This is a genomic window from Agrobacterium leguminum (assembly GCF_015704895.1).
In the GTDB taxonomy this organism is placed as follows: domain Bacteria; phylum Pseudomonadota; class Alphaproteobacteria; order Rhizobiales; family Rhizobiaceae; genus Agrobacterium; species Agrobacterium leguminum.
In genome coordinates this window covers 77065-92521 of sequence record NZ_JADQWB010000004.1, presented here as the reverse complement: position 1 = coordinate 92521, position 15457 = coordinate 77065, and the positions used below count along the sequence as shown (strand labels likewise).

The window sequence follows — 15457 nt, the reverse complement described above, 5'->3', positions numbered from 1 at the left end:
GTTTGTCGCTTTGAACTAGGGCAATAATTCGGCGTCTCTCTGTTCTATTGTTAAAAACAAAAAAGCAGGCCGGTGAGCCTGCTTTTCAAATTGTCCGGATAAGGTCGTCTTTTCTCAGTTGATCGAGAAGGCCGTGCGCAGAAGGTTGAGCTGCGCCTGCACGCTGTTTTCATTGTCCGGCACCTTGGCGGCTTCGGACGGGCGATAGATCTCGCGGTCGAGCAGGGCGATACGGTTCTGGAGACGCAGCGAGCGCTCGATGAGGTCGCGGAAGGATTCTGGCAGGTCGTTCCAGCCGGGCGCGTTGCGGTCGACGTTGAAGCTGTCGAGTCGCACCTTGTTCTTTTCGTTCAGAACCTGATCGCGCGTCATTTCACCGTTGTTGACGGCGCGCTGCAGAAGCAGCCAGGAGGCCATCTGCATCAGGCGGGTGGTGAGGCGCATCGATTCCGCCGCATAAAGCACCGAGGCCATGCGCGGCAGCACCTTGGAGGCGGCGCGGCCGGCGCCGTCGAGATAACTTGCCGTTTCCTCAACCAAGGTCATGCCTTCGGTATAGAGGGTCTTGAACTGGTTGGAAGCAGCCGCGCGACCCGCAAAGCTTATGGTATTTAAAACCTGTTCCGACATTTTCTTTAAATCCCTGCTCACGCACCACACTGTCAGGCAACGACGACCCGGATATTTTGTTCCGGCCTTTAGTGTTTTCAGGATGGTATCTTTACCTGAAATGCGCAAGGCAATTATTAAAGAAGGGTTAATACCCACAGTTTTACGGAAACCGGCCAGCGGCAAAAAAAGAGCCGCGAAAGCGGCTCTCAAGGTAAAACAGGGAGAAAAATCAGACCAATTCGCCGTATGGAGAAGATGCCTGAGGTCCAGAAGAACTGGACATGTATAGTAATCTCTCAGAAAGCTTAATTTTTGGTTAATGGTAAACGAAAGACTGCCCCGTAATATTCATTTTCGGGCGCTGGCTGAGCCGTAGCTTACGAAAGCGGAAGTGCAGTCGTGTACCTATTCTGCAGCGCGCATCAGGATCGGAAGAGATTTTCCGCCGCCTGCCTTCCGGCGGATTTCCGTGTCCTCTCCTCTTCGAGTCGGGTGATTTCGGCTTGCAGAAGATCGATACGGCTGCTCAGCTCGTCCACGGAAAGAAGGCTGAGATCGCCTCCGATCTCATGCGCTGCCGGTTTTTGCGGACGGTCATCGTCAAAGAGGCTCATATGCCTGCTCCTTTTTCCACATAGTCGCCATCGTCGCCTGGATATTGCGGCGCGCGCGGGTCAAGCGCAATACTTTCCGGCGTGACGAGCGGTGAGGGTGTCGTTGGCATCATCGTCGAGAAATTGTCTTTTTCCTCGGTTGAAAGCGCGGCGCGCCGACGGCTTCTGATGATGGCATAGGCGGTGATGAGCAGATGGGCCACAGCCGTCACCAGAAACAGCGCATAGGGGCCGAAATGGGTCATGATCGCGCCGCCGAGCGTCGGGCCGATGATGGTGCCGATGCCGTAAAGCAGCAGCAGACCACCGGAAACCTTGACGAAGTCTTCCGATGCGGCGAAGTCGTTGGCATGGGCCACGGCGATGGGATAGAGCGCATTGGCGGCGGCGCCATAAATGGCGATCATGGAAATCAGCACATAGACATCATGCGGCTGGACCACCGCGACAGCCAAGCCCGCGACCGCGCCAAGCCCGGCCAGCCCGGCCAGCACATAGCGGCGGTCTATCCGGTCTGAAAGCCGGCCTGCGGGAAATTGCGCCAGCGCACCGACGAAAATCGTGACGGACACCATGATGGCGATCATGGTCGGGTCCAGCCCTGCCCGCGCACCGAAGACGGCGCCGAGCGTACCGTAAGCGCCGTTGGCAATGCCGATCATCAGAATGCCGATGAAGGAAACCGGTGAGTTGCGGTAAAGGGCCGGCAGATCCAGCTTCACCTTCTGCAACGGTTGTGGGCTCGCCGCCTTCGAAAGTGTGGCCGGCAGAATGGCGATGCAATAGATGATGCCGCAGATCATGAACAGCGAGGTATTGCTGATATCCCCCATCGGCACGATCATCTGCCCCGCCACGACGCCGAGCAGCGTGATGGCGATATAAAGCGAGAAGATCATGCCACGACTTTCATTGGTGGCGCGCTCGTTCAGCCAGCTTTCGATGATCATCGAGGTTCCGGCCGTGCAGAAACCGGTAAGCGCGCGCAGCGCGATCCATGAGGTGTCGTCGATGATGAGGCCGGTCATCAGCACCGTCAGGCACACCAGCGCCACGAAGGACCCGAATGCCCGCACATGGCCAGCGCGGCGCACGATGGCAGGCGCGACAAAGCAGCCGACGACGAATCCCGCCGCCCAGGAGGTGCCCAGAAAGCCAAGAATTTCATTGGAGTAACCTTCCGCCGAACCACGCACCGGCAGCACGAGGCCCTGAAGGCCGTTGCCGAGAAAAAGAAACAGAGTGCTGGATAAAAGAGCGAATACGGGTAGAAGATTTCTGCTCATGAAAACACTCTCATGCGTTCGGACGGACGGTCGGACAGATCATAGGACGGGCGTTACCCGAATGAGTTGCACTCTTCTGGTGAACGGTAAAAATGTCCAGCCTGTGACGATGCAGAAATAAAGAAAAGGCTCAATAAATGACGAAGGCGATCGGCCTTTTTTTACTGCTGGCCATGGTGGTCCAGATCATCCGGCCGCTTGGTCTGCCGGGCCTGAAAAAAAGAGGCGATTGCTGGAAGATCGCGGTTGCCGCCTTTGTCATCTGGTCGGTGACGCTGCTTCTGCGCCCGTAACGAAAAAGCCGCCCGTCGGAATGGTTTCAAGGGCTGGCAAAGTGCGAAAATCTCTCCACCGTACCATTCCTGTCCCCGATCAGGCCCATTCAGCCAGATGGAGGCTCGGCATCGGGCACAACTGACAATGTGTGCTTGAGGCATTTAAGTGCGAAACAGGAGCGGGAATGGCGCACACCCTCGATCTTGTAAAGCTTGCGGCGCAGAAACTGCTCGTAGCCCGCGGTTCCCGCCACCGCCACCTTGATGAGATAATCATATTCGCCGGTTGTCAGATAGGCTTCCAGCACTTCGGGAAGAGCGGCCATGGCCTTACCGAAACGTTCCAGAACCTCATCGTCGTGACGTTCCAGCATGACCTCGATGATCACCGTCTCGGTCAGTCCCAGATGGGCCTGATCGAGAATGGCGGTATAGCCGCGAATGACCCCTTCGTCTTCCAGCCGCTTGACGCGCTGCCAGCAAGGGCTGGGTGACAGCCCCACCTTTTCCGATAGTTCCGTATTGCTCAGCCTGCCATTCTCCAGCAGGGCCCGCAATATTTTGCGGTCAATTCTGTCCAGCGGCTTCGTCATGCCGGCCTCCCTGAAATATATCGCAAAAAAATCTGCCGTCCGTGGGGCCGCTTGCGAAAGAAGTGTTTTCCGAAGGGCACTTTGGCGGCGCCATTCGAAAGCACCTTTGGCTGGTCTTTGAGTACCGTACTGCAAGGTACAGGCAGCAGGGAGGAGCAGGCATGGCACCAACACAGCAACAGCATTTTCCAAGGCCGAGAACGCTGATACACCCCGGTATTTCTTCGCCGGTGCGTATCAATAGCCTGCGCTCGCCGTCTGCGCGCCATATGCGGCTGTTCATCGCGCCTGACTGTAGCCTTTACGATGGAATCGTGCGGCCTTTGGCCGAAAACGGCATCGAAAATGCCTCTTTGACCATTCTCGGCGGTTATTTCGACATCCTGTCCTATTGCGTGGCTCCACCCGATCCTTCCGGCAGGGCGGTCATCGCCTATACGAAACCCATCGATGCCGGGGCGGCCTGGCTGGTTTTCGGCAACGCCACGCTGGGGCGGAGCATGAAGGGCGAGCCGATCGTGCATTGCCATGCCGCCATGCGGACTGCGGCGGGTGTGGTCAAAGGCGGCCATTTGCTGACGGAATCCTGTATCGTCGGAGAAGGCGGCATTTCCGCACTCGTGACCTCGCTCGACAGTTTCGTGCTGCAGCAGTCCTTCGATCCCGAAACCAATATTCCCCTTCTTCAACCCAGGAACCGCACGGAGCGCGCCAATGAACACGCATAACACTGTCGAATCCGGCTCCATGGGCCGCGTGGCCTATGCCCGCATCGCGCCCAATGAAGACCTCGTGCTCGGCGTCGAGAAACTGTGTCTGGCAGAAGGTTTCCGCAACGCCTTCGTGCGCGGCGCGTTGGGCAGTCTGGTGGATGCGTGCCTCGGCACTCGCAGCGGCGCGTTTTTGCAGATAAGCGGTCCTGCCGTTGAAATCGTTTCGATTGCCGGTGAGGTGCGCACCCAGCCGGATGGCTCCCTGCGCGCCGCGCTGACCGGCGTTGTCGCCGATACCGATGGCGCGGTTTACGGCGGTCCCTTCATTGCCGGCGCCAACCCCGTGTGCATGACCTTCGAGGTGACGCTGGAAGAATGGTTGCCTGCGGAAAAGCCGCAGGCGGCGTGAGGTACGGTAAGGCGGGCGGTGGAGTTGCACGGCGCAACTCATGCGGCCGCCCCCTGTCTTTCGGTCAGAAGCAGCTCGAAAGTGACGCAGACCGGGTTCTTGCCGCGCACCAGCCGCCCGCCGCTGATCTGCGTGGTAAGATCGACCATCGCAATATCCAGCATTGCCCGTTCGCCACCCGTGGCGGAGGGGTGGATGCGGCCATTGCGGATGAGGATTTCGCTGGCATAGGCGGTGAGGCTTGTTCCGTCTTCATAATCCGCACCGATCAGGCTGCCGATACCATTGACCTCGGCCTCCCGCAGGTCGAACTGTCTGCAGGCGGCTTCAAGGGCCGTGCAGATATCGGTATTGGGCCGCACGGTGCACAACAGCGCCCGGAGCCCCGCATCTTTCCGGTTGCGCGGCTGCGGGATGGGTGTGAAGAGGGGGAAATTGGTTTCCTCATCCTTTTGCACGTCCAGAATTGCGCCATCCAGCGCCAGCGCCTCAAGCGGCGTTTCCCCGGCAAATTCGGACTCCAAAGGCAGCAGGTGCCCCATGGATAGAACGCCTTCAGCACTTTTCCACGAACCATGGCAGTGCAGGAACGGCCGACCGTCGCGTCGCCCCATATGCAGGCCGGCATCGATGATCGTGCCTCCCGGCATGGAGAATGTTTCGCTATACCAGGCGGCATGGGCGTCATCGGGTGCTGCTGCGGGCATGACATAGTGCAACCGCTTCATCGGCACATTTTTCAGTCTGACATAACCGCCATCGAAACCCTGTTCGACAAAGGCTTCTGCAATCGCCTCGTTGACGCAGACACCGGGTCTGGCATTCAGCGTAACCGGATGGGCGTGGCAGCCGACGACGCGGAAGCGTTCGGGTGTTGCCGGCCCCGGATGGACGATGCTGCGCGGAAGCCCCTCCGGGGGCATTATCGTCATACCGCAAGCCCTGCGGTAATGAAGCCGCCATCCACGGCCAGCACCTGACCGTTGATGTAGCTCGCGTCGTCCGACACAAGGAAAGCCACGGCAGAGGCGATCTCGTCCGTCCTGCCATAGCGGTGCATGGGAACGCGGCTGTGCCATTGGCTGCGAACATTCTCCGTATGAACCGCTTGGGTGAGGGGGGTATCGACGGGGCCGGGCGCAATCGCATTGACGCGAATGCCCGATTGCCCCAGCTCGTTTGCCATAACCATCGTCAGAAGATTGACGCCGCCTTTTGAAGCGCCATAGGCGCTGCGGCCACGGTTGCCACACATGCCGGAGACCGAGCTGATATTGACGATCGAACCGGAAATTGCGCGGTCCAGCCAGTAACGCGCGGCGGCGCGGGCCACGGCGAAGCTGCCGACGAGATTAACGTCAACGATACGACGGAACTCTTCCACGCTGGTATCGATGGAAAGCTTGTCGATGCCGATGCCGGCGCTGTTGACGACGGCCACCAGATCAACGGCACGATCGGCGCCGCCTGCCGTCAAGGCGGCGAAAGCCTCTTCTATCGACGCCTCATCCGCCACGTTGCAGACGATGCCGCGCGAGGCATCGATGCCGAGTTTTTCGCAGGCCGCATCCAGCGCCTCACGCTTGAGGTCCAAAAGCCATGGCTGCCAGCCGCGCGCCATTAAGAGCTGCGCGGTGGAAAAGCCGATACCCGATGCGCCGCCGGTGATGGCGACAGCGCCTTTCATCTCTCTCGTCTGCTGTGTCATACCGTCTCCTCCCGGTTATGCGTTACGGCCTTCAGCCGGTCAGTTTTTCCTCGAAAACCGGCATCTGGCCGCGCTTTTCCAGCTCCTCGCGGATCATCTTCTTGGTGATCTTGCCATAGGCGGATTTCGGCATGGCATCCCAGAACACAACGGCTTTCGGCAGCTTGTAACGGGCCATCTTGCCGTCGAGATAGGCTTTCAGGTCGATGCCGGCGATATCCGCGCCCTCCCGCGCCACGCAGACGGCGACGCCGACCTCGCCCCACACCGCGTCCGGCACGCCCAGAACCGCTGTCTCGCTGATATCCGGGTGCATCAGGATTTTCTCCTCGATCTCGCGCGGATAGATGTTCGAGCCGCCGGAAATATACATGTCGGAGGCGCGGCCGGTGATGTAGACGAAACCGTTCTCATCGCGGTGGCCAAGATCGCCGGTGCGGAACCAGCCGTTGCGGAAGGCTTTGGCATTGGCATCGGGATTATCGTAATAACCCGCGAAAACAGCAGGACCGATCACGCAGATCTCGCCGGTTTCACCGGCCTGAAGCTCCTCGCCCGCATCGTTCTGGATTTGCACTTCCATGCCGGTGCGATCAAAGCCGCAGGTGCCGATCCGCGCCTCCGGGCCGTCCTCGGCGTTGTGGAAGGAGGGCGGCAGCACGGTGATGTTGCCAGTCACTTCGCCGAGGCCGAAATATTGCACCAGCACCGGGCCGAGCTTGGCGAGCGCCCGTTTCTGATCGGCGCGATACATGGGCGCGCCGGCATAGATGACGTAGCGCAGCGAGGAATGATCGAAACGATCCACGGAAGAGTCTTCGATCAGCATTTTCAGAATGGTCGGCACGGTAAAGGCATTGGTGACACGCCATTTCTCGATCAGCGCCCAAACCGCAGGCACATCGAGTTTTTCCGCAGCCGGAAGCACCGTTTTTGCCCCATGCGCCACCTGCACCAGCTGGTGAATGCCCGCGCCATGCGAAAGCGGCGCAACGACGATGGAAGCGTCGCCCGGTCCGGTGCCGGGCATCAGATCGCAAAGATGGTTGGTGATGACGAAGGCCATCTGGCCATGGGTCAGCACCGCCGCCTTGGGCCGACCCGTCGTGCCGGAGGTGAAGAAGAACCAGCAGGGATCGTCCCGATCCACCGCCTGGCTTTTGACTTTCTGGCCCAGATAACGGGCCACGATGGTATCGTAGTCCTCGCCGAATTCGGCCGTGCCAATGGCGATGGTAAAATCGATTGCGGTTGCCTCCCGGCTGGCCCTTGCATGCTCGGGAAAAGCGCTGGCGCAGATCATGCCGCGTGCGCCGCTGGCTTTTGCCAGATAGGCCACCTCATCGGGCGACTGGCGATAATTGGTGGGCACCCACACCGCGCCCACGCGGAAGCAGGCGAACATGGATTCGAACATCTGGTTGTTGTTGGAAGACTGCACCAGAATGCGGTCGCCTTTCCTGACGCCGAATTCTGTTACCAGCGCCTGTGCCATGGCATCGACGCGGGCGTCCATTTCAGCCCATGTCCAGCTCTTGGCACCCCATACGAAGCCGATGTCGGCGGGGTTGCGGCGCGCTGCCTGGGTCAGGAAATGCGAGAGATTCATGACCCGCGTGGTCGAAGGCGCAACCCCGCCCGGAGGATGTATCGTCATTTCACGCGCTCCATGATCGAGACATAGTTGGCAACCGCAGTTCCCCCCATGTTGAAAACACCGGCAAGCGAGGCGCCGGGGATCTGCATGTCGCCCGCTTCACCCATCAATTGCATCGCCGCCATGACATGCATGGAGACCCCGGTTGCTCCAACCGGATGTCCCTTGGATTTCAGCCCGCCGGAGGGGTTGATCGGCAGGCGCCCGGTTTTCAGAGCCGTGCCTTCGCGCACCACCCGGTGGCCTTCACCGGGCTTTGCCAATCCCATCGCCTCATATTCGATGAGTTCGGCAATGGTGAAGCAATCATGGGTTTCGACGAAGGAGAGATCGTCAAGCGTCGCCCCGGCGAGTTCCAGCGAGCCTGTCCAGGCGCGGCGCGCGCCCTCGAAGGCCAGCGGATCGCGGCGGCTGAGCGCCAGAATGTCATTGACATGCTTGCGGCCCCTGAAACCGATGGCCCGGTTGAGTGTCGCTGCGGTTTCCTCGTCGGCCAGAATGATGGCGGCAGCGCCATCGGAAATCAGCGAGCAGTCGGTGCGGCGCAGCGGGCCTGCGACATAAGGGTTTTTCTCCGATACCGTGTTGCAGAAATCGAAGCCGAAATCCTTGCGCATATGGGCATAGGGATTGACCGCGCCATTGGCGTGGTTCTTGGCGGCGATCATCGCCAGTTCTTCCGAGCGATCGCCATAGCGCTGGAAATAGGCCTCAGCGATGCGTCCGAACTGGCCGGCAAAGCCGCCGGAAATATCGGCTTCCTCAGCACGGTAGCAGGCGGATAGCAGGATTTCACCCACCTCGGCGGTTGGCAGTGCCGTCATTTTTTCGGCGCCGACAACGAGCGCGATGCGTCCACGCCCGGCCTCGATGAAATCCATGGCGCTGTAAAGGGCGGCCGATCCCGTCGAGCAGGCATTCTCGAAACGCACGGCGGGCGTATAGGCGAGGCGCTCATCGCCCATGGCCACCAGCGCGCCCTGAAAATCCTGTTTCGAGAAACCGTTATTCATCACGCCAACGAAAATGCCGTCTATATCGCCGACATCGACGCCGGCATGATCGATGGCCGGCGCCACGACCGAAGCCATCAGTTGCTCGGTATTTTCAAGGGCCGATTTGCCGAAAGGCGAATGCGCCCAGCCGACGATCTGCGCTTTGCTCATTTGCTCGTTCTCCTTGTTTGCCGTTTCGCGTCGCCTTCGCCGCGCGTGCGGGCGCGGCTGGCCATCATTTCCGCAATGCGTGTCTCGATGCGGGTCACTTCCTCGCGCAGCACCGCCGCCAGTTCCGGCTGGCGCTCCGGCCGCATGCGGCTGTCGACGGCGGCAATGCTCAACGCCCCCGCCACCGCGCCATCCGGTGTTCGGATGGCAACGCCGATACCCCAGGAATTCGAGAGGATCAGACCCGGATTGAGCGAATAACCATTGGTTCGCGTCAATTCGACATCGCGGCGCAGTCCGTCCACCGTGATGCCGGGATAGTTCGCGGCAATCAGCCCGCTATTGGCGGCAATGACGCTTTCCACCTCGGCATCGGGCAGCGCCGCCAGCATGGCGAGCGATCCCGCGCCAATGCCCAGCGGGTGCTCGAAACCGGCCTGAAGCGCATGGGTGCGCACCGGCCAGGTGCCTTCTTCGCGATAGAGGCACAGTGCAAATGTATCGCGACGCACGGAAAGGAAGCTCGAATCCTCAGTGCGGCGGGAAATGCGCGTCAGACTGTCCTGGGCCATCTGCAGCAAGCCGAAACGGCGCGATGACAGGCTGCCCAGCACATAGGCTTCCTCGCCCAGATAATAACGGCGCGTTTCCTCATCCTGCTCCACCAGGCCTGCGCGGATCAGCGCCAGCAGCAGGCGGCGGGCCGTGGGCTTGTTCAGCCCGCTTTCGGTGACGATGACCGAAAGCGCCACACCGCGTTCGGCATGACGCCCCACCATCGATAGAAGTCCCAGCGCCCGGTCTACCGCGCGGGCGCCTGTCAGGTCGTTCTCTGTCGGGATCATCGTGGCCATGTCAGGAAAACGCTCCCACCGCACAGCTTTGCCCGCCATCGACCGGCAGGCAGATGCCGGTGATGAACTTGGCTTCATCGGATGCCAGAAAGACTGCCGCATGGGCGATATCGAAGGCATCGCCCATGCGGCCGACCGGGACCGCGGCATTGCGCGCTGCCACCATATCCTCGACGGAGGCATATTGATTGCTGATCTGCTTGTAGATCAGCGGCGTGTCGATCATTCCGGGCAGAACGCAATTGGCGCGAATGCCCTGGCGGGCATATTGCATGGCCAGCGCCACGGTTGCCTGGTTTACGGCGGCTTTCATGGCGTAATAGGCAAAATAGGGATAGCCGGTCCAGCGAATGGAGGCGAGCGAGGAAATGTTGACGATGGCCCCGCCGCCCTGCGCCAGCATCACCGGCAGCACCGCCTTGGCGGTGCGATAAACCGAACCGATATTGAGATCGACCGAGGCTCGAAAGCGTTCCTCATCCAGCTCGACCGGGCCGCCCATATGGGTCACGCCGACATTGTTGTGCAGAATATCGATGCCGCCGAAGACCTCGCAAGTCCGCGCAACCGTGGCCGATACGGAATCGAGTTCCGTGACATCGGCAGCAACCGCAATCGCCTCGAAACCTTCGCCGCGAATGATCTGCGCGGTTTCCTCGGCCGCGTCGGCGAAGAGGTCGACACAGGCCACGCGTGCGCCTTCGCGGGCGAATTGCACGGCCGCAGCCTTGCCATTGCCGAAACCCGGACCAGATGATCCTGCGCCAAAAACAATGGCGCGTTTTCCCGTCAGGCGACCTGTCAAAACAGTCTCCATTACAATCGTCAGAAATAGTCGGGTCGGCCCCGCCTGACGCGGGGCCAGTTATTCAGCGGACCGATCAGGTCAGGCTGGCGCCAACGGCCTTTTCAAGAATGGCCCAGGCTTCATCGCCATATTTGCCCTTCCATTCGGAATAGAAACCGGCTTCCTTGAGGGTTGCACGGAAGAGTGAGGCGTCGGTGTCGTTGAAGGTCATGCCCTTGGCAATCAGGTCTTCCTTCACCGAGGCATTGAGTTTCGCCACATCGGCCCGCTCGTCCTTGCCGGCCTGATTGAGGTTTTTGGCAACGATGGCGCGCAGGTCATCCGGCAGGCGCTCCCAGGCGCGCTTGTTTGCCAGGAACCAGAAACCGTCCCACATATGGTTGGTGACCGAGCAGAATTTCTGCACTTCGAACAGCTTGGCGGTGGAAATGATCGCCAGCGGATTTTCCTGGCCATCGACAACGCCGGTCTGCAAGGCGGTGTAGACTTCAGCGAAATTGATCGAGGCAGGGGCCGACTTGAAGGCCTTGAACATCGAGGTCCAGAGTGGGCTTACCGGCACGCGGATCTTGAAGCTTTCGAGATCGGCCGGCGTGGCGATGGGCTTCGAAGCGCTGGTGATCTGGCGGAAACCGTTATCCCAGATGGTGTCCATGGCAACGAGGTTCTGCTTGGCGATTTCGCCGCGCACATATTTGCCGAGATCGCCATCCATGGCCGCCCAAACCGAATCGTAGTTCGGGAAGGCGAAGCCGATGCCGCTGATGGATGCATTCGGCACCAGCGTCGACAGGATCAGTGGCGAAAGCGTAAAGAATTCAACGCCGCCCGAGCGTACCTGGCTCAACACATCAGTATCGGCACCCAACTGGCTGCTGGGGAAGATGTTGATATTCACCTGGCCGTCGGTTTCCTTGGCGATACGGTCAGCCGCTTCCTTGGCGCGGATGTTCATGGGGTGCGCGGCAGGCAGGTTATTGGCGTATTTATAATTGAATTGCGCAGCGCGGGCGCGCGACACAAAAGCGGTGGCAAGAACGGCAGAGCCGGCGCCGGCCAACACGGTACGTCTGTTGATATTCATTGCTTTCTCCTCCCAAAATAAAAGCATGTGTCATTCATCGGCGTGGCGGGTGGACCCGCCACGGTCTCAGAGCAGAATTGTCGAGAAGCCCGGAATTGCCGCAATCAGCAGCAGACCTATGACCATGGCTGCGAGATAGGGCCAGATGGCGCCCATGGCCTCATCAGGCGAAACATTGCCTATCTTGCAGGCGATATAGAAACCGATGCCGATGGGTGGCGCCATCAGGCCGATATTCATGGCGACCACCACCACCATCGAATAATGGATGTCGTTGATGCCAAGCGTGCGGGCGATGGGGAACATGATCGGTGCGAGCAATACGATTGCCGGCAGGCCTTCCAGCACACAGCCGAGGATCATGAAAATCAGGATCGACACGACCATATAGGTCATCCAGCCGCCCGGCAGATCGGTGATCATCGCGGTCAACTGAAAGGCAAAGCCGCTCTGCGTCAGCCCCCAGGCCATGGCCGAGGCGCAGCCGAGGATCAGCAGGATCGCCCCGGAAAGGGCGGCCGTCTCCACCAGCATGGAATAAAGCTTTTTGAGGCTGATGCCGCCATAAAGCACCGCACCGATAATCATCGCATAGAGCACGGCAATGGTGGAAACCTCGGTTGCCGTCGCCACGCCGCCGCCGACGAGGCTGCGGATGAGGAAGGGCAGAACCAGCGCAGGCGCTGCAACCAGCGCTGCCTTGCCCACCAGCGGCCACGGGGTGCGTTTTGCGCCTTCCATGTTTTCATGCCGCGCCTTCCAGCGCGCCAGAACGGCCAGTACCAGAAGCAGTACCATGGCGATCATGAAGCCGGAAGTGAACAGGCCGGCAATCGACACGCCCGCTGCCGAACCGAGAACGATCAGCACGATGGAGGGCGGAACCGTATCGGCCATGGCGGCGCCGGTGGCCAGAAGCGCGATCATTTCCTTGGGCTTGTGGCCACGGCGCTTCATTTCCGGAAACAACGCCGGTGCGACCGTCGCCATATCCGAAACCTTGGAGCCGGAAATGCCCGAGACCAGAAACAGCGAACCGAGCAGCACATAGGACATGCCGGCGCGAATATGGCCGAACATCGAGGATAGCAGTTCGACAATCGCCTTGCCCATGCCGGTGGCATCGAGCACACAGCCCAGCAGCACGAAAACCGGAACCGACAGCAGAATGATGCCCGACATGCCCTCGTCAATGCGCCCGATCATCACGATGGTCGGAACCCAGGTGGTAAAGGTCAGGTAGGCGAGGGTTCCAAGGCCGAAACAGAAGGCGATCGGTACGCCCAGCACCAGAAACACCGCCACGAACAGGCCGAGGAAGATCGCCAGATTGAAATTGCCGAAAGTTTCGAGCGTCGGAGATGCCAGATAGAGCAGGCCGGAGGCGAGCGCGACGGTGACAACGGCTGCGATGATGTCCCGCAGATTTTCCCTGCGGAAGAGGTTGTTGAGGACCAGCAGCAGCATCAGACAGGCGCCAACCGGCAAGGCCGCGGCGCGGAAGGACATTGGAATATTCAGCGCTGCCGAGGTGACGACCCATTCCTCAATGGCATATTCTATCGCCGGCTTGATAATCGCCGCAAGAAATGTCGCCACCAGCACCAAAGCGAGCGAATTGACATAGCCCAGAATGCGCTGCGGAAACATGTTGAGAAACAGCGTAAGGCGCAGGTGTTCGCTACGATCGATGGCAATTGCCGCACCCAGCATGGCAAACCACAGGAAGCTCAACGACGCCGTTTCATCGATCCAGACGATTGGCAAATGCAGGGCATAGCGAGATGTCACGCCCAGCAGAAGCAGGCCGATCATCACTGCCAGCAGCACCGCCGCCACGGCCTCGATGGGTCGCATGAACCACGAGCCTGTTACCGGCCCGGTATGCAAAAGCTCTCCATCGAGTACAAATACGTCGTCATTCGCGTTTGCGGTCATGGTCATCGGGGCCTCCTCTCCCACAGAACAACCTTCGCAACGGACTGCGGCAGACAAAGAGAGTTATCCGCGCCGAGGCCAATATCATGACCGACGCATCAGGATATATCTGTCATTGCCAGACCGGCCAGACCCCTCCAAAAGCCTGAAACTAGCGGTATATTGCCTCCACAATATGGACCGTTAAAAAACTATGCATTCGGGATACACAGGAAAAGTGCCAAAATCAACTGTATAAATGCAGTATTGCGCGGTTTTCATCGCATGTTTATAGGTCCACATAGTGGATCATACTATAATTGGTTGAAATTTATCTGTGATGTAACGAGCGCGCAGCAATTTCCGGGGCTTTTCGGAAGCCCGTCGAGACGAAAGCGCTTATGATGCCGGGCGATCCGGATGGTCTGGCGCTATGCGCTGGAGAAGTCGGGGAGCAAATCCGCTGCCTATTGCGGCAATGACGGTCATAAAGTCGTCAGGTCGCACGACTTGAGCGGATAAGGCTGCCGATGGTGGACATGCTTCCACGCAGGTAGCGATGCACAATCAAAACGGTTGAGAATTATCAGTCAGGTAAAATGAAAGACGATTGGGTCCGGGTGACGGAATACGGATGATCTTGCTTTATCAAACGAAGCAGCCGCCCGTTGGGGCGGCTGCTGTTTATGATGTTCTCTGCCAGCCTCAGGCTGCCTTTTCGAGTTCCTGCTTCCAGTTACCCTTGGCGGCGAGGCTGTTCATCGCGGCGCGGTGCGTGAAGGCGCGCTGGCCGGCGGCGACATTTTCCTGCTTGCCGCCCCATGTCTTGAGGGCCGTATCCTGAAGCGCGCGGCCGTAGGAATAGGTCAGAGACCAGGGCAGGTCGTAGCCGGCATTCATGGCGGAGAGATGCGCCGTTGCCTCTTCGGAGGACTGGCCGCCGGAAAGGAAGGCTATGCCCGGAACGGCGGAAGGCACGGTCGCCTTCAGAACCTTCACGGTCTTTTCCGCCACTTCCTCGACAGAAGCCTTGCGGGCCTTCTTGCCGTCGATGATCATGTTCGGCTTGAGGATCATGCCTTCAAGGTTCACACGGGCGTCGAACAGGTCCGCGAAGACGGTCTGGAGAACCCACTGCGTGACTTCCGCACAGCGGTCGATGTCGTGCGTGCCCGGTTCGCCGTCCATCAGCACTTCGGGCTCCACGATCGGCACGATATCCGCCTGCTGGCAGAGGGCGGCGTAACGGGCGAGCGACTGGGAGTTTGCCTTGATCGAACCCCAGCTCGGACGCTGTTCACCAATGGTGATGACGCCGCGCCATTTGGCGAAACGGGCACCGGCCTCATGATACTTGCGCAGGCGCTCGTAAAGACCGTCGAGGCCTTCGGTGATGAATTCATGCGGATGGAAAGCCATCGGCTTGGCGCCGATATCCACCTTGATGCCCGGCAGGCTGCCGGCCGCCTTGATGATATCCACGAAAGGCGTGCCGTCGGCGGCCTTCTGGAACAGGGTCTCTTCATAAAGGATGACGCCGGAGATGTATTTCTTCATGGCGTCGTCGGAACGGAACAGCATCTCGCGATAATCGCGGCGGGCGGTCTCGGTGGACTCCAGATTGATGCTGTCGAAACGCTTTTTGATCGTTCCCGTGGATTCGTCGGCGGCGAGCAGGCCCTTGCCGTCGGCGACCATTTTGATTGCGATGTCTTCGAGACGTTCGGTCATTTGCTATTCTCCCAAGGCACAATAAATTTC

The 15457-nt window shown here is 59.6% G+C and carries 16 protein-coding genes; 3 read left to right on the top strand and 13 right to left on the bottom strand.

Annotated elements, in window-relative coordinates; genetic code table 11:
- Positions 1 to 114: 114 nt before the first annotated feature.
- The 3 genes from rcdA to I3J13_RS07900 form a co-directional block, all read right to left on the bottom strand.
- Positions 115 to 630, bottom strand: a complete 516-nt coding sequence (gene rcdA, locus I3J13_RS07910) for a protease adaptor protein RcdA (RefSeq protein WP_035262902.1) — start codon at positions 628 to 630, stop codon at positions 115 to 117.
- A 404-nt stretch (positions 631 to 1034) separates the two neighbouring features.
- On the bottom strand, positions 1035 to 1226 hold the full coding sequence (locus I3J13_RS07905; RefSeq protein ID WP_003506186.1) for a DUF1192 domain-containing protein: 192 nt from the start codon (positions 1224 to 1226) through the stop codon (positions 1035 to 1037).
- Positions 1223 to 2512 (bottom strand): MFS transporter, encoded by a 1290-nt coding sequence (locus tag I3J13_RS07900; protein ID WP_035262904.1) that lies wholly within the window; start codon positions 2510 to 2512, stop codon positions 1223 to 1225. Before I3J13_RS07900 ends, I3J13_RS07905 begins: the two co-directional genes overlap by 4 nt.
- Before the next feature lie 137 nt (positions 2513 to 2649).
- On the opposite strand from I3J13_RS07900, the gene I3J13_RS07895 reads away from it, so the two are divergent.
- The gene (locus I3J13_RS07895; protein ID WP_003520354.1) at positions 2650 to 2805 is read left to right on the top strand and encodes a hypothetical protein; all 156 of its coding nucleotides are present in this window, start codon (positions 2650 to 2652) and stop codon (positions 2803 to 2805) included.
- Positions 2806 to 2894: 89 nt separating this feature from the next.
- Here I3J13_RS07895 and I3J13_RS07890 read toward each other — a convergent pair whose 3' ends face one another.
- Entirely contained in the window at positions 2895 to 3380 is a 486-nt protein-coding gene (locus I3J13_RS07890) for an Lrp/AsnC family transcriptional regulator (protein WP_059755818.1), read from the bottom strand.
- A 161-nt stretch (positions 3381 to 3541) separates the two neighbouring features.
- Between I3J13_RS07890 and I3J13_RS07885 the strand changes: the two genes are divergently transcribed.
- Together I3J13_RS07885 and I3J13_RS07880 are read left to right on the top strand one after the other, a co-directional pair.
- Positions 3542 to 4108, top strand: coding sequence for a PPC domain-containing DNA-binding protein (locus tag I3J13_RS07885; protein WP_196378470.1), 567 nt, complete (start codon positions 3542 to 3544; stop codon positions 4106 to 4108).
- Positions 4095 to 4502: a PPC domain-containing DNA-binding protein gene (locus tag I3J13_RS07880; protein WP_196378469.1), complete on the top strand. Its 408-nt coding sequence runs from the start codon at positions 4095 to 4097 to the stop codon at positions 4500 to 4502. Before I3J13_RS07885 ends, I3J13_RS07880 begins: the two co-directional genes overlap by 14 nt.
- Before the next feature lie 38 nt (positions 4503 to 4540).
- Here I3J13_RS07880 and I3J13_RS07875 read toward each other — a convergent pair whose 3' ends face one another.
- The 9 genes from I3J13_RS07875 to I3J13_RS07835 form a co-directional block, all read right to left on the bottom strand.
- A complete protein-coding gene (locus I3J13_RS07875; protein WP_196378468.1) occupies positions 4541 to 5434 on the bottom strand; it encodes a PCC domain-containing protein in 894 nt (297 codons plus the stop codon).
- Positions 5431 to 6210 (bottom strand): SDR family NAD(P)-dependent oxidoreductase, encoded by a 780-nt coding sequence (locus tag I3J13_RS07870; RefSeq protein ID WP_142780747.1) that lies wholly within the window; start codon positions 6208 to 6210, stop codon positions 5431 to 5433. The genes I3J13_RS07875 and I3J13_RS07870 overlap by 4 nt, the downstream gene beginning before the upstream one ends.
- 31 nt (positions 6211 to 6241) lie before the next feature.
- The gene (locus tag I3J13_RS07865; RefSeq protein WP_196378467.1) at positions 6242 to 7867 is read right to left on the bottom strand and encodes an acyl-CoA synthetase; all 1626 of its coding nucleotides are present in this window, start codon (positions 7865 to 7867) and stop codon (positions 6242 to 6244) included.
- A complete protein-coding gene (locus tag I3J13_RS07860) occupies positions 7864 to 9033 on the bottom strand; it encodes an acetyl-CoA acetyltransferase (protein WP_196378466.1) in 1170 nt (389 codons plus the stop codon). Before I3J13_RS07860 ends, I3J13_RS07865 begins: the two co-directional genes overlap by 4 nt.
- On the bottom strand, positions 9030 to 9887 hold the full coding sequence (locus I3J13_RS07855) for an IclR family transcriptional regulator (protein ID WP_196378465.1): 858 nt from the start codon (positions 9885 to 9887) through the stop codon (positions 9030 to 9032). Before I3J13_RS07855 ends, I3J13_RS07860 begins: the two co-directional genes overlap by 4 nt.
- A gap of 1 nt (position 9888) precedes the next feature.
- Positions 9889 to 10692, bottom strand: coding sequence for an SDR family NAD(P)-dependent oxidoreductase (locus I3J13_RS07850; RefSeq protein ID WP_183044099.1), 804 nt, complete (start codon positions 10690 to 10692; stop codon positions 9889 to 9891).
- A 76-nt stretch (positions 10693 to 10768) separates the two neighbouring features.
- Positions 10769 to 11779, bottom strand: a complete 1011-nt coding sequence (locus I3J13_RS07845; RefSeq protein WP_003520342.1) for a TRAP transporter substrate-binding protein — start codon at positions 11777 to 11779, stop codon at positions 10769 to 10771.
- Positions 11780 to 11845: 66 nt separating this feature from the next.
- Positions 11846 to 13723, bottom strand: a complete 1878-nt coding sequence (locus tag I3J13_RS07840; protein ID WP_080854255.1) for a TRAP transporter large permease — start codon at positions 13721 to 13723, stop codon at positions 11846 to 11848.
- Positions 13724 to 14401: 678 nt separating this feature from the next.
- Positions 14402 to 15427, bottom strand: a complete 1026-nt coding sequence (locus I3J13_RS07835; protein WP_003523197.1) for a class I fructose-bisphosphate aldolase — start codon at positions 15425 to 15427, stop codon at positions 14402 to 14404.
- Between the last annotated feature and the right edge of the window lie 30 nt (positions 15428 to 15457).

What these genes read in the sequence shown, in the direction of transcription:
- I3J13_RS07860 (WP_196378466.1), bottom strand. Translation starts at nt 9,033, where the DNA reads ATGAGCAAAGCGCAGATCGTCGGCTGGGCGCATTCGCCTTTCGGCAAA.
- I3J13_RS07875 (WP_196378468.1), bottom strand. Translation starts at nt 5,434, where the DNA reads ATGACGATAATGCCCCCGGAGGGGCTTCCGCGCAGCATCGTCCATCCG.
- I3J13_RS07905 (WP_003506186.1), bottom strand. Translation starts at nt 1,226, where the DNA reads ATGAGCCTCTTTGACGATGACCGTCCGCAAAAACCGGCAGCGCATGAG.
- I3J13_RS07880 (WP_196378469.1), top strand. Translation starts at nt 4,095, where the DNA reads ATGAACACGCATAACACTGTCGAATCCGGCTCCATGGGCCGCGTGGCC.
- I3J13_RS07870 (WP_142780747.1), bottom strand. Translation starts at nt 6,210, where the DNA reads ATGACACAGCAGACGAGAGAGATGAAAGGCGCTGTCGCCATCACCGGC.
- I3J13_RS07865 (WP_196378467.1), bottom strand. Translation starts at nt 7,867, where the DNA reads ATGACGATACATCCTCCGGGCGGGGTTGCGCCTTCGACCACGCGGGTC.
- I3J13_RS07835 (WP_003523197.1), bottom strand. Translation starts at nt 15,427, where the DNA reads ATGACCGAACGTCTCGAAGACATCGCAATCAAAATGGTCGCCGACGGC.
- I3J13_RS07855 (WP_196378465.1), bottom strand. Translation starts at nt 9,887, where the DNA reads ATGGCCACGATGATCCCGACAGAGAACGACCTGACAGGCGCCCGCGCG.
- rcdA (WP_035262902.1), bottom strand. Translation starts at nt 630, where the DNA reads ATGTCGGAACAGGTTTTAAATACCATAAGCTTTGCGGGTCGCGCGGCT.
- I3J13_RS07845 (WP_003520342.1), bottom strand. Translation starts at nt 11,779, where the DNA reads ATGAATATCAACAGACGTACCGTGTTGGCCGGCGCCGGCTCTGCCGTT.
- I3J13_RS07890 (WP_059755818.1), bottom strand. Translation starts at nt 3,380, where the DNA reads ATGACGAAGCCGCTGGACAGAATTGACCGCAAAATATTGCGGGCCCTG.
- I3J13_RS07900 (WP_035262904.1), bottom strand. Translation starts at nt 2,512, where the DNA reads ATGAGCAGAAATCTTCTACCCGTATTCGCTCTTTTATCCAGCACTCTG.
- I3J13_RS07840 (WP_080854255.1), bottom strand. Translation starts at nt 13,723, where the DNA reads ATGACCATGACCGCAAACGCGAATGACGACGTATTTGTACTCGATGGA.
- I3J13_RS07885 (WP_196378470.1), top strand. Translation starts at nt 3,542, where the DNA reads ATGGCACCAACACAGCAACAGCATTTTCCAAGGCCGAGAACGCTGATA.
- I3J13_RS07895 (WP_003520354.1), top strand. Translation starts at nt 2,650, where the DNA reads ATGACGAAGGCGATCGGCCTTTTTTTACTGCTGGCCATGGTGGTCCAG.